This is a genomic window from Bacteroides uniformis, from assembly GCF_025147485.1.
GTDB lineage: Bacteria > Bacteroidota > Bacteroidia > Bacteroidales > Bacteroidaceae > Bacteroides > Bacteroides uniformis.
This window is the reverse complement of the sequence record NZ_CP102263.1, coordinates 4088230-4100488: the sequence shown is the minus strand read 5'-3', so window position 1 is coordinate 4100488 and position 12259 is coordinate 4088230. Positions and strand designations below refer to the sequence as shown.

13 protein-coding genes are annotated in these 12259 nt (G+C 48.1%); 12 read left to right on the top strand and 1 reads right to left on the bottom strand.

Annotation, left to right across the window (positions count from 1 at the left end):
- Positions 1–48: 48 nt before the first annotated feature.
- The 8 genes from hisH to NQ510_RS16635 all read left to right on the top strand — a co-directional run bounded on the left by hisH (position 49) and on the right by NQ510_RS16635 (position 7027).
- Positions 49–639 carry an imidazole glycerol phosphate synthase subunit HisH gene (gene hisH / locus NQ510_RS16670; RefSeq protein WP_008664882.1) on the top strand — a complete coding sequence of 197 codons (591 nt, stop codon included), beginning with the start codon at positions 49–51 and terminating at the stop codon, positions 637–639.
- Positions 640–659: 20 nt separating this feature from the next.
- A complete protein-coding gene (gene hisA / locus NQ510_RS16665) occupies positions 660–1382 on the top strand; it encodes a 1-(5-phosphoribosyl)-5-[(5-phosphoribosylamino)methylideneamino]imidazole-4-carboxamide isomerase (protein WP_005831427.1) in 723 nt (240 codons plus the stop codon).
- A gap of 49 nt (positions 1383–1431) precedes the next feature.
- Positions 1432–2187 carry an imidazole glycerol phosphate synthase subunit HisF gene (gene hisF / locus NQ510_RS16660; protein WP_005831425.1) on the top strand — a complete coding sequence of 252 codons (756 nt, stop codon included), beginning with the start codon at positions 1432–1434 and terminating at the stop codon, positions 2185–2187.
- A gap of 121 nt (positions 2188–2308) precedes the next feature.
- On the top strand, positions 2309–2914 hold the full coding sequence (gene hisIE, locus NQ510_RS16655) for a bifunctional phosphoribosyl-AMP cyclohydrolase/phosphoribosyl-ATP diphosphatase HisIE (RefSeq protein ID WP_005831422.1): 606 nt from the start codon (positions 2309–2311) through the stop codon (positions 2912–2914).
- Positions 2915–2937: 23 nt separating this feature from the next.
- Entirely contained in the window at positions 2938–3645 is a 708-nt protein-coding gene (locus tag NQ510_RS16650; protein ID WP_005831420.1) for a cell division ATP-binding protein FtsE, read from the top strand.
- A gap of 123 nt (positions 3646–3768) precedes the next feature.
- The gene (locus NQ510_RS16645; protein WP_005831418.1) at positions 3769–5088 is read left to right on the top strand and encodes an aspartate kinase; all 1320 of its coding nucleotides are present in this window, start codon (positions 3769–3771) and stop codon (positions 5086–5088) included.
- A gap of 153 nt (positions 5089–5241) precedes the next feature.
- Complete coding sequence (gene lysA, locus NQ510_RS16640) at positions 5242–6402, top strand: diaminopimelate decarboxylase (RefSeq protein WP_005831416.1); 1161 nt, start codon at positions 5242–5244, stop codon at positions 6400–6402.
- Between the two features lie 142 nt (positions 6403–6544).
- A complete protein-coding gene (locus NQ510_RS16635) occupies positions 6545–7027 on the top strand; it encodes a ferritin (protein ID WP_005831414.1) in 483 nt (160 codons plus the stop codon).
- A gap of 197 nt (positions 7028–7224) precedes the next feature.
- Here the strand turns inward: NQ510_RS16635 and kbl are convergent, their stop codons facing one another.
- Positions 7225–8412: a glycine C-acetyltransferase gene (kbl, locus tag NQ510_RS16630; RefSeq protein ID WP_005831412.1), complete on the bottom strand. Its 1188-nt coding sequence runs from the start codon at positions 8410–8412 to the stop codon at positions 7225–7227.
- 153 nt (positions 8413–8565) lie between these two features.
- On the opposite strand from kbl, the gene NQ510_RS16625 reads away from it, so the two are divergent.
- The 4 genes from NQ510_RS16625 (at position 8566) to NQ510_RS16610 (ending at position 12232) form a co-directional block, all read left to right on the top strand.
- Complete coding sequence (locus NQ510_RS16625) at positions 8566–9522, top strand: NAD-dependent epimerase/dehydratase family protein (protein WP_005831407.1); 957 nt, start codon at positions 8566–8568, stop codon at positions 9520–9522.
- Between the two features lie 20 nt (positions 9523–9542).
- Complete coding sequence (locus NQ510_RS16620) at positions 9543–10391, top strand: DUF4348 domain-containing protein (protein ID WP_005831399.1); 849 nt, start codon at positions 9543–9545, stop codon at positions 10389–10391.
- 16 nt (positions 10392–10407) lie between these two features.
- A complete protein-coding gene (murB, locus tag NQ510_RS16615) occupies positions 10408–11394 on the top strand; it encodes a UDP-N-acetylmuramate dehydrogenase (protein WP_005831398.1) in 987 nt (328 codons plus the stop codon).
- 70 nt (positions 11395–11464) lie between these two features.
- Positions 11465–12232: an MBL fold metallo-hydrolase gene (locus tag NQ510_RS16610; protein WP_005832365.1), complete on the top strand. Its 768-nt coding sequence runs from the start codon at positions 11465–11467 to the stop codon at positions 12230–12232.
- Positions 12233–12259 lie beyond the last annotated feature (27 nt).

The window sequence follows — 12259 nt, the reverse complement described above, 5'->3', positions numbered from 1 at the left end:
ATTACCTTTCAATTATTACCTTTCAATGGTCAATTCTCAATTAAAAAAATGAAAGTTGCAGTTGTCAAATATAATGCAGGCAATATCCGTTCGGTGGATTATGCTTTGAAGCGTCTGGGAGTAGAGGCAGTGATTACGGCGGATGAGGCTGTGCTACGTGCTGCCGATAAGGTTATCTTTCCCGGTGTGGGAGAGGCGGAAACCACTATGGACTTTTTGCGTGCCGGTGGTATGGATAGGCTGATAAAGGAGTTACGCCAGCCGGTATTGGGCATTTGCCTGGGCATGCAGTTGATGTGCCGCCACTCTGAAGAGGGGGATGTGGATTGCCTGGGTATTTTTGATACTGATGTGAAACGTTTCATTTCGCAGAGGCACGAGGATAAAGTACCTCATATGGGATGGAATACCATTGCCCGGACGAATAGCGGACTTTTTAAAGGCTTTACTAAAGAAGAGTTTGTTTATTTCGTACATAGTTTCTATGTGCCAGTCAATGATTGTACGGCAGCCGTGACGGATTACATTCATCCGTTCAGTGCCGCTTTGCATAAAGGCAATTACTACGCCACACAGTTCCATCCGGAAAAGAGTGGAAGTGTGGGAGAGCGTATTTTGCGGAATTTCCTGGAACTGTAAATCGTCAAATCGTAAATAAAATGATAGAACTGATTCCCGCTATTGACATTATTGACGGAAAATGTGTACGCCTTTCCCAAGGCGATTATGACAGCAAGAAGGTGTACAACGAAAATCCCGTGGAAGTGGCCCTGGAGCTGGAGGCTCATGGTATCCGCAGACTTCATGTGGTCGATTTGGACGGTGCGGCTTCCCATCATGTGGTAAACTACCGTACGTTGGAACAGATAGCTGTGCGTACGTCTCTTATTATTGATTTTGGAGGTGGGGTGAAGAGTGATGAAGATTTGGTGATAGCTTTTGAGAACGGTGCGCAGATGGTGACCGGTGGCAGCATTGCTGTGAAGAATCCCGAATTGTTCTGCAAATGGCTTCAAATGTATGGTTCCGAGAAAATTATTCTTGGCGCTGATGTGAAAGAGCATAAAATAGCCGTCAATGGTTGGAAGGATGAGAGTGGCTGCGAACTGTTTCCGTTCTTGAAAGACTATGTAGAGAAGGGGGTCCGTAAGGTTATCTGTACTGATATCAGTTGTGACGGAATGCTGCAAGGACCATCGATAGCGTTGTATAAGGAGATACTGGAGCACCATCCTGAACTCTATCTGATAGCAAGTGGAGGCGTAAGCTGTGCCGATGATATACGCCATTTGGAAGTTGTCGGCATACCTGCCGTTATTTTCGGTAAGGCTCTGTACGAAGGCCGCATCACCTTCAAAGAACTGGAAAATTTTGTTAGTTGAAAGGTGAAAATTAATCACTTATAACTCATAACTTATAACTCAAACCGCCGTGTTAGCAAAAAGAATCATTTCTTGCCTCGACATTAAAGATGGGCAGACAGTGAAAGGTACCAATTTCGTGAACCTCCGCCAGGCCGGCGACCCGGTAGAACTGGCGCGTGCTTATAGTGAGCAGGGTGCCGACGAACTGGTTTTTCTCGACATCACAGCCAGTTTTGAAGGCCGTAAGACTTTCACTGAATTGGTGAAACGCATAGCTGCGAATATCAGCATTCCTTTTACTGTAGGTGGAGGCATTCATGAACTGGGTGACGTGGATAGGCTACTGAATGCAGGTGCCGATAAAATCTCCATCAATTCCTCAGCTATCCGCCGTCCCGGATTGATAGACGAGATTGCGAAGAACTTCGGTTCTCAGGTTTGTGTACTGGCAGTTGATGCCAAACAGACAGAGAAGGGATGGCGATGCTACTTGAACGGTGGTCGTGTGGAAACGGATAAGGAACTGTTTGCGTGGACAAAAGAAGCCCAGGAACGTGGTGCGGGCGAGATATTGTTCACCAGCATGAATCACGACGGTGTCAAGACCGGTTATGCCAATGAAGCGCTTTCCAGCCTTGCCGACGGATTGTCCATCCCCATCATTGCATCGGGAGGGGCAGGTGCCAAAGAACATTTTCGTGACGTCTTTTTGCAGGGAAAAGCAGATGCTGCCCTGGCAGCCAGTGTTTTTCATTTCGGAGAAATCAAAATTCCCGAATTAAAATCGTATCTTTGTGCCCAAGGAATTGCGATGAGAAGATGAAGGTGAGTTTACGATTGGACGATTTACGATTTACGATTGGGATTACTCAAGCAAATCATAAGTCTCCAGTCACTTAAAGTAATATCAATCGTAAATAGTAAATAGCTAAATCGTAAATAGAATGGATTTTGACAAGATGAACGGACTCGTTCCGGCGATTATACAAGATGCAGATACCGCTAAGGTGCTGATGCTTGGCTTCATGAACAAGGAGGCTTATGACAAGACGGTGGAAACTGGAAAGGTGACTTTCTTCAGCCGTACCAAGAACCGTCTTTGGACGAAAGGCGAGGAGAGTGGCAACTTCCTGAATGTGGTTTCCATAAAGGAAGACTGTGACCGGGATACGTTACTGGTGCAGGTACATCCCGTAGGCCCGGTTTGCCATACCGGTACAGATACTTGCTGGGGTGAGAAGAACGAACAGCCGGTTATGTTTCTAAAGCTTCTTCAGGATTTCATCTGTAAGCGTTATGATGAAATGCCCGAAGGTTCCTATACGACCAGTCTTTTCCAGTCCGGTATCAACAAAATGGCACAGAAGGTAGGCGAAGAGGCTGTGGAAACCGTCATTGAGGCTTGCAACGGTACGGACGAACGCCTGATTTATGAAGGAGCTGATTTGTTGTATCACCTCATCGTGCTGCTCACATCCAAAGGATACCGCATTGAAGACCTTGCGCGTGAATTGGAGGAACGTCACAGTGCGACGTGGAAGAAACATTAAGTAATTAAAAATTAATAATTAAAATGGGGGTGGGCGAGGCGCTGATAAGATATACGGACGTAGAGATACACCAGCAGGAGTTGTGCGTACTGAACGATGTGAATTTGGAACTTCACAAAGGGGAGTTCGTGTACCTGGTAGGTAAAGTGGGCTCCGGCAAGACGAGCCTGCTCAAGACTTTCTATGGCGAACTGGATATTGCATCGGGCGAGGCTGAAGTATTGGGGTATGACATGCTCCATATTAAGCGTAAGCACATCCCGCAGTTGCGCCGTAAGCTGGGAATCGTATTCCAGGACTTCCAGTTGCTGACAGACCGTACGGTGTACGATAACCTTGAATTTGTTCTCCGTGCTACCGGTTGGAAGAGCAAAGGGGAGATTAAGGACAAAATAGAAGAGGTGTTGAACCTGGTGGGGATGAGCAACAAAGGATATAAGCTGCCTAATGAACTGTCGGGTGGTGAGCAACAGCGCATTGTGATTGCGCGTGCAGTGCTCAACTCTCCGGAGATAATCCTTGCGGATGAGCCTACCGGAAACCTGGATTCGGAAACCGGACATGCCATTGCAGAACTTCTGCACGGCATCAGTGAAGCCGGCGCACTGGTGGTGATGACCACGCACAACCTGCAGCTGCTGCGAGAGTTTCCCGGCAAGGTGTACCGGTGCGCAGACCATCTGATGACTGATGTTACAGCAGAATACGCCCCTGCAATAACCAATGATTAGTAGTTAAGTAGTTATCTCTAACTACTGATTCTTATAAAGAACAGAAATTAACGATAAAGCTCCGCAGCTGCCTACTTGTAGCTCGTAGCTTGTAACTATAAACTAATTAATACAGGAACGAAAATGAAAGTTTTAAAGTTTGGAGGTACTTCAGTAGGTTCGGCTCAGCGAATGAAGGAAGTGGCCAAATTGATTACCGATGGTGAACGTAAGATTGTGGTTCTCTCTGCCATGTCGGGTACCACAAACACATTGGTTGAGATTTCGGACTATCTGTACAAGAAGAATCCGGAAGGTGCCAACGAGATTATCAACAAGCTGGAAAGTAAATATCGCCAGCACATTGATGAACTCTTTGCTACTCCGGAGTATAAACAGAAAGGCCTGGAACTCATCAAATCACATTTTGACTATATCCGTTCTTATACCAAAGACCTCTTCACTCTGTTTGAGGAGAAAGTGGTGTTGGCTCAGGGCGAGTTGATTTCCACCGCCATGATGAACTACTATCTGCAGGAATGCGGCGTGAAGTCTGTGTTGCTTCCGGCTTTAGAATACATGCGTACGGACAAGAATGCCGAGCCCGATCCGGTCTATATCAAGGACAAGCTCCAGGTTCAGCTGGAACTGCATCCGGATGCTGAGATTTATATCACTCAGGGGTACATCTGCCGCAACGCCTACGGCGAGATAGACAATCTGCAGCGTGGCGGAAGCGACTATACGGCTTCGCTGATTGGTGCTGCCATCAACGCTTCCGAAATCCAGATTTGGACGGATATCGACGGCATGCACAACAACGACCCCCGTATTGTGGACAAGACTGCGCCGGTGCGTCATCTGCATTTCGAAGAGGCCGCCGAGCTGGCATACTTCGGTGCCAAGATTCTGCACCCTACCTGCATCCAGCCTGCCAAGTATGCCAATATCCCCGTCCGTCTGCTCAATACGATGGACCCCACTGCTCCGGGTACGCTGATTTCCAATGATACGGAGAAGGGTAAGATTAAGGCGGTGGCTGCCAAGGACAACATTACGGCCATCAAGATAAAATCCAGCCGCATGTTGCTTGCTCACGGATTCTTGCGTAAGGTTTTCGAGATATTCGAGAGCTACCAGACTTCCATCGATATGATTTGTACTTCAGAAGTGGGTGTGTCCGTATCTATCGATAATGTGAAGCATCTCAATGAAATTCTGGATGACTTGAAGAAGTATGGCACAGTGACGGTGGACAAGGACATGTGCATCATCTGCGTGGTGGGCGACCTCGAATGGGAAAACGTCGGTTTCGAAGCCAAGGCATTGGATGCCATGCGCGACATACCGGTACGTATGATTTCTTTCGGTGGTAGCAACTATAATATTTCTTTCCTCATCCGCGAGTGCGACAAGAAGGCAGCGTTGCAGTCACTCAGTGATGCGCTGTTCAATGAGGAATAACTCTTGATATTTTTCAGACGCAGATTACACAGATGACGCAGATTCTTTTTGCTTCCTATTTGTGTAATCTGCGTCATCTGCGTCTGAAAAATTATTTGTAGACACCTCTTTCATCTTCCTTTTTTTAAACTAAACAAAGATTACGATTATTATATGAAAGGAACATTCCCTATCCATAAATTCCGCGAATTGCGTACTCCCTTCTATTACTACGACACAAAGGTCTTGCGCGACACACTTTCGTGCATCCGTACGGAAGCTGCCCGATATGGCAACTATTCGGTGCATTATGCTGTGAAGGCCAATGCCAATCCCAAGGTGCTTGCCATTATCCGCGAGAACGGCTTGGGTGCCGACTGTGTAAGTGGCGGTGAAATCCGTGCAGCCATCAAGGCAGGTTTTCCCACTGGCAAGATTGTTTTTGCAGGGGTGGGCAAGGCTGATTGGGAAATCAATCTGGGGCTGGATTATGACATTTTCTGCTTTAATGTGGAGTCTGTCCCCGAGCTGGAGATTATCAACGAGCTGGCTGCCGCTAAAGGTAAGGTGGCCAATGTGGCTTTCCGTATCAATCCCAATGTAGGTGCCCATACCCATGCCAATATTACCACTGGGCTGGCCGAAAACAAGTTTGGTATCAGCATGCAGGATATGGACCATGTGATAGACATTGCGCAGAATATGAAGAACCTGAGATTCATCGGACTGCATTTCCACATCGGTTCCCAAATATTGGATATGGGCGATTTCGTGGCTTTGTGTAACCGCGTCAACGAATTGCAGGATAAGCTGGAAGCTCGCCATATCCGCATCGAGCACGTCAATGTGGGGGGCGGACTCGGCATTGACTACGGTCACCCCAACCGTCAGCCGATACCCGACTTCAAAAGCTACTTCGAGACTTACAACAGCCATCTGAAACTCCGTCCCCACCAGACGCTCCACTTCGAGCTGGGACGTGCGGTAGTGGGACAATGCGGTTCATTGATTTCGCAGGTGCTTTATGTGAAGCAGGGCACCAACAAGCAGTTTGCCATTCTGGATGCCGGCATGACGGATTTGATTCGTCCGGCACTCTACCAAGCGTTCCATAAGATAGAGAATATCACTTCGGATGCGCCGGTTCAGGCTTATGATGTCGTAGGGCCCATCTGCGAGTCTTCTGATGTATTCGGTAAGGCTATTGATTTGAATGGGGTGAAGCGTGGCGACCTTATCGCCCTCCGTTCGGCAGGGGCTTATGGCGAAATTATGGCTTCGGGCTATAACTGCCGTGAGCTGCCTCAAGGATATACGTCGGACGAGCTGGTATAGAGAGGCTGGAGATGCGTTGCATGAATGGCGAAGCATTTATTATACCAAGGCTTCTGTTTTTATATAAAAAATGTTATTGCGTGAACAACTTTTAAGGTTTCTTGTTACTTTTGTAATGATTTCAATTTAAATAAATACGATTATGATTACAGAAAAATTACAGAATGCAATTAATGAGCAGATTACGGCTGAGATGTGGTCTTCCAACCTTTATCTGGCAATGTCTTTCTATATGGAGAAAGAAGGTTATAACGGCATGGCTTCCTGGTTGAAGAAGCAGGCTTCTGAAGAAAAAGCTCATGCTTGTGAAATGGCTTCTTATATCATCAAGCGTGGCGGTAAGGCCAAACTGGACAAGATTGATGTTGTTCCCAATGACTTCGGTACTCCACTGGAAGTGTTCGAGCAGGTAGCCCAGCACGAACGCCGTGTTTCCAAAATGATTGATGAATTGGTAGATGTTGCCTCTGCCGAAAAAGATAAGGCTACACAAGACTTCCTTTGGGGATTCGTGCGCGAGCAGGTAGAAGAAGAAGCTACTGCCGACGGCATTGTAGATATGATAAAGAAAGCCGGTGATGCCGGAATCTTCTTCGTTGACTCAAAACTGGGAGAACGTAGATAAGAGAGAAACTAAAAAAAATCCCGCGGCTAATTTTAGTCGCGGGATTTTTTTTAGTTATGAGTTATAAGTTATGAGTTATAAGTTATGAGTTATAAGTTATGAGTTATAAGTTATGAGTTATAAGTTGTGAGTTATTTGTTGATGAAGGGCTTATATCCGCAAGGGAAAGCACAAGCAAATAACTTATAACTCATCACTCATTTCAGCACTCCCAGCTCTTTCCCCACCTTAATAAATGCAGCGATACATTTGTCCAGATGCTCCTTTTCGTGTCCGGCAGAGATTTGTACGCGGATGCGTGCCTGGTCTTTGGGCACTACGGGGTAGTAGAAGCCGGTGACGTAGATGCCTTCTTCCTGCATGCGGGTGGCATAAATCTGGGAGAGTTTGGCATCATACAGCATGACGGCGCAGATGGCGCTTTGTGTCGGCTTGATGTCGAAACCGGCGGCGGTCATCTTGTCGCGGAAGTAGTTCACGTTTTCCAGCAGTTTGTCATGCAGGGCATTGCTCTCTTTGAGCATCTTGAATACCTCGAGGCTGGCGCCGATGATGCCCGGAGCCAATGAGTTGGAGAAGAGGTACGGACGGCTGCGTTGGCGCAGCAGGTCGATGATTTCCTTGCGTCCGGTAGTGAATCCTCCCAAAGCGCCGCCAAAGGCTTTGCCCAAGGTTCCGGTATAGATGTCCACGCGTCCGTAGGTGCCGTATTGTTCGCTTACGCCGTGTCCCGTAGGGCCTACCACGCCGGCGGAGTGTGATTCGTCCACCATGACCAGCGCGTCGTATTTCTCGGCAAGGTCGCAAATCCGGTCCATCGGGGCAACGTTGCCGTCCATGGAAAATACCCCGTCTGTAACCACGATACGGAAACGCTGTGCCTGGGCTTCCTGCAGGCATCTTTCCAGGTCGGCCATGTCGGCATTGGCGTAGCGATAGCGTTTGGCTTTGCAGAGGCGTACGCCGTCAATGATGGAAGCATGGTTCAGGGAGTCCGAGATGATGGCGTCTTCCTCGGTGAAGAGGGGCTCGAACACACCGCCATTGGCGTCGAAACAAGCGGCGTAGAGAATGGTGTCTTCAGTCTTGAAGTAGTCGGAGATGGCTGCTTCCAGCTCCTTGTGGATGTCCTGTGTTCCGCAGATGAAGCGTACGGACGACATGCCGTATCCGCGGCGTTCCATAATCTGCTGGGCGGCGGCAATCAGCCGCGGGTGGTTGGACAGTCCCAGGTAATTGTTGGCACAGAAGTTCAGCACCTCTTTGCCTTTTACGCTGATGGCAGCTTGTTGTGCACTCTCAATCAGTCGCTCTTCCTTGTAGAGTCCGGCTTCTTTTATTTCAGCAAGTGTCTTGCTGAGATGGTCTTTCATTTTACCGTACATAGCATTTTATTTTTTAGGTAATACGTTGTCATTACATTTCCCACAAAGAACATCATTTTTCTTGGAATAAACAATATCAATATGGCAGAAATATGAAAAAAAAGTATGTATATTTGCACCATATATAATAACGAAACCTTATAAATAACTCGTATGAAGAATATTTTGGTAATTGGAGCTACCGGACAGATTGGGTCGGAACTCACGCTGGAGTTGCGCAAACGTTATGGCGATGACCATGTTGTGGCAGGATACATTCCGAGTGCTATGCCCAAGGGAGAATTGAAAGCATCCGGCCCTTCGGCCATTGCCGACGTGACAGACCGTCAGTCCATCGAGGTGGTGGCACGTCAGTTCAAGATTGATACTATCTACAACCTGGCTGCCTTGCTCTCGGTAGTTGCCGAAAGCCGTCCGGCCATGGCTTGGAAAATCGGTATCGACGGGTTGTGGAATGTACTGGAAGTGGCACGTGAGTACAATTGTGCCGTGTTTACTCCGAGTTCCATCGGTTCGTTCGGCGAAGCTACGCCTCATGTGAAGACACCGCAGGACACTATCCAGCGTCCGCGTACCATGTATGGGGTGACAAAAGTGACGACTGAATTGTTGAGTGACTATTACTATACAAAATATGGTGTGGATACACGCTCGGTACGTTTTCCGGGAATCATTTCGAACGTGACCCCTCCGGGTGGCGGCACTACGGACTATGCGGTGGATATTTTCTACTCTGCCGTGAAGGGAGAAAAATTCGTATGTCCGGTGAAGGCCGGCACGTATATGGATATGATGTATATGCCCGACGCACTGAACGCGGCCATCTCGCTGATGGAAGCGGCACCGGCAAGGCTGAAGCACCGCAACGCTTTCAACATCGCCTCCATGAGTTTTGACCCGGAACAGATTTATCAGGAAATTAAGAAGCATATGCCTGATTTTGAGATGGCATACGAGATTGATCCGCTGAAGCAGGCCATTGCCGACAGCTGGCCCGACTCTCTGGATGACTCTTGTGCACGCGAGGAATGGGACTGGATGCCGCAGTACGACCTGGAGTCCATGACCGTAGACATGCTTGAGAAATTAAGAGCTAAATTAAACAAGTGACCGTAAGCGGTCCGTAAAGAATGAAAAAACTTTTATTGGGATTTTTGTTGTTCACCTTTTTGATTTCGTGCGGAAACAAAAAGGCGAAAATGGATCCCTTTGCTACCATTACGGAAATGGTGGATTCGGCCGGTCACAAGGCCGATACGCTGCTGGAAGCAGAAGTGAAGGAAGAACCGAAGCCGATGGAGGCAGACGAGCTGTTTGATGATTTTATCTTCAATTATGCTTCGGATGATGCCCTGCAAAGGCAGAGGACGGTATTCCCTTTGCCCTATTACAATCGTGACACGCCGTCAAAGATAGAGGAAGAGTTTTGGAAGCATGATTATCTGTTTACCAAGCAGAACTATTACACCTTGCTTTTTGATAAGGAAGAGGATATGGACATGGTGGGCGATACTACGCTGACATCGGTGCAAGTGGAGTGGATTTTCTTGAAAACGCGTATGGTGAAGCGTTATTATTTTGAACGGAAGCGGGGAATGTGGATGCTCGAGGCCATTAACCTGCGCGAGATGGAGAAAGGTGAAAATGAGGACTTCGTGGAATTCTATACCCGTTTTGTGACGGACAGTGTCTATCAGAGCAAGCATATCAGGCATCCGCTACAATTCATCACCATAGACCCTGATGACGAGTTTTCTATTCTGGAAACTACTTTGGATGTGGACCAGTGGTATGCCTTTCGTCCGGTAATGCCTACCGACAGATTGTCTAATATCAATTACGGACAGAAGAATGAGGACTTGTCGGATACCAAAATACTGAAGGTAAATGGTATAGGCAACGGATACTCCAATATCTTCTATTTCCGCAAACGCAGTAAAGGATGGGAGCTGTACAAATATGAAGACACGAGCATTTAAATAAAGGAGGAAAGGTTTGAAGAAGATACCCAATACATTTGGAATTGATGTTACTGCTGCAAGATTTCTGGAATACGGTTCGGAGGATGAACTGCGGGAGCTGATTGCAGCAGGACAGGTCGTTGCGCCCTGGCTGCATATCGGTGGAGGGAGCAACCTGCTCTTTATTAAGGATTATGAAGGCACGGTGCTGCATTCACGTATCGGTGGCCTGGAGGTGACGTCAGAGGATGAGGAGCACGTGTCGGTGCGTGTGGGCGCCGGTGTGGTATGGGACGATTTTGTGGCCTACTGTGTGGAGCGGCATTGGTATGGTGCCGAGAACCTTTCGCTGATACCGGGTGAGGTGGGGGCGAGCGCAGTACAGAATATCGGTGCCTATGGTGTGGAAGTAAAGGACCTGATAACATCCGTGGAAACCATAAACATGGCAAGGGAGAAGCGTATCTACGGGGTGGACGAATGCGGCTACTCCTACAGAAAGAGCTTGTTTAAGCAACCGGAGATGAAGACCGTGTTTGTGACTTACGTGAACTTCTGCCTGGGTAAACGGGAACATTATACATTGGATTACGGTACTATCCGGCAGGAGCTGGAGAAATATCCGGTGCTGAATCTGGAAATTTTGCGCCGCGTGATTATAGACATCCGTCAAAGCAAGTTGCCCGACCCGAAGGTGCTGGGCAATGCGGGTAGTTTTTTTATGAACCCCATCGTGCCGCGTCGGCAGTTCGAGTCTTTGCAACGGGAATATCCGGACATGCCCCACTATGATGTGGATGCCGGTCGGGTAAAGATACCGGCTGCCTGGATGATAGACCGGTGTGGCTGGAAAGGCAAGGCGCTGGGGCCTGCTGCGGTGCACGGCCGGCAGGCGTTGGTGCTGGTGAACTCGGGTGGTGCCACGGGAGCGGATATTGTCGCTCTTTCGGATGCCGTGCGGGCTTCTGTCCGCGAGAAATTCGGCATTGATATTCACCCGGAAGTTTGTTTGATAAAATAGTAAGAGAGTTTTGACACACCCAAACATTGTTGTATATAACCTAATTTTAGAAATTTATTTGATTTAGTCAATGGGAAAACTCAGAATATTAGGAAGTGGAACTTCGACCGGTGTGCCTGAGATAGGCTGTACTTGTCCGGTCTGCACTTCCACTGACCCGCGGGACAACCGCTTGCGTGCGTCATCCCTGCTGCATACGGATGATGCGGTGATATTGATAGATTGTGGTCCTGACTTCAGGGAACAGATGCTGCGTGCTTCTTCTTTTGAGAAGATAGACGGCGTACTGGTGACACACGAACACTATGACCATGTGGGTGGTCTGGATGATTTGCGCCCGTTCGGTCGTTTTGCCGATATTCCTATCTATTCCGATGCCTACACTGCTGCCCATCTGCGGGCAAGGATGCCTTACTGCTTTGTCGATAAGGTATATCCGGGAGTTCCGCGTATCTATCTGCAGGAAGTGGAGGCGGGGCAGGTGTTCCACATCAACCGGACGGAAGTGCTGCCTTTACGGGTGATGCACGGCAGGCTTCCCATCCTGGGCTACCGCATTGGCGGCCGGCTGGGATATATCACGGATATGCACATGATGCCTGAGGAATCTTATGAACAATTGAAGGGCTTGGATGTTTTGGTAATGAATGCTTTACGGCCAAAGCCGCATCCTACGCACCAGAGTATTTCGGAGGCGTTGGAGGCTGCCGGACGTATTGGTGCCAAAGAGACCTATTTCATCCATATGAGCCATCATGCAGGGCTTCATGCCGATATCGAAAAGCAGCTGCCACCCCATGTACACTTTGCCTACGATGGACTTGAAATAGATTTCTAAACTTTTTGAAACATTTGTTTTGTTTTA

Bases quoted from the DNA above. Each gene is read 5' to 3' on its own strand.
- hisH (WP_008664882.1), top strand. From the start codon at position 49: ATGAAAGTTGCAGTTGTCAAATATAATGCAGGCAATATCCGTTCGGTG.
- hisA (WP_005831427.1), top strand. From the start codon at position 660: ATGATAGAACTGATTCCCGCTATTGACATTATTGACGGAAAATGTGTA.
- hisIE (WP_005831422.1), top strand. From the start codon at position 2,309: ATGGATTTTGACAAGATGAACGGACTCGTTCCGGCGATTATACAAGAT.
- NQ510_RS16650 (WP_005831420.1), top strand. From the start codon at position 2,938: ATGGGGGTGGGCGAGGCGCTGATAAGATATACGGACGTAGAGATACAC.
- NQ510_RS16645 (WP_005831418.1), top strand. From the start codon at position 3,769: ATGAAAGTTTTAAAGTTTGGAGGTACTTCAGTAGGTTCGGCTCAGCGA.
- lysA (WP_005831416.1), top strand. From the start codon at position 5,242: ATGAAAGGAACATTCCCTATCCATAAATTCCGCGAATTGCGTACTCCC.
- NQ510_RS16635 (WP_005831414.1), top strand. From the start codon at position 6,545: ATGATTACAGAAAAATTACAGAATGCAATTAATGAGCAGATTACGGCT.
- kbl (WP_005831412.1), bottom strand. From the start codon at position 8,412: ATGTACGGTAAAATGAAAGACCATCTCAGCAAGACACTTGCTGAAATA.
- NQ510_RS16625 (WP_005831407.1), top strand. From the start codon at position 8,566: ATGAAGAATATTTTGGTAATTGGAGCTACCGGACAGATTGGGTCGGAA.
- NQ510_RS16620 (WP_005831399.1), top strand. From the start codon at position 9,543: ATGAAAAAACTTTTATTGGGATTTTTGTTGTTCACCTTTTTGATTTCG.
- NQ510_RS16610 (WP_005832365.1), top strand. From the start codon at position 11,465: ATGGGAAAACTCAGAATATTAGGAAGTGGAACTTCGACCGGTGTGCCT.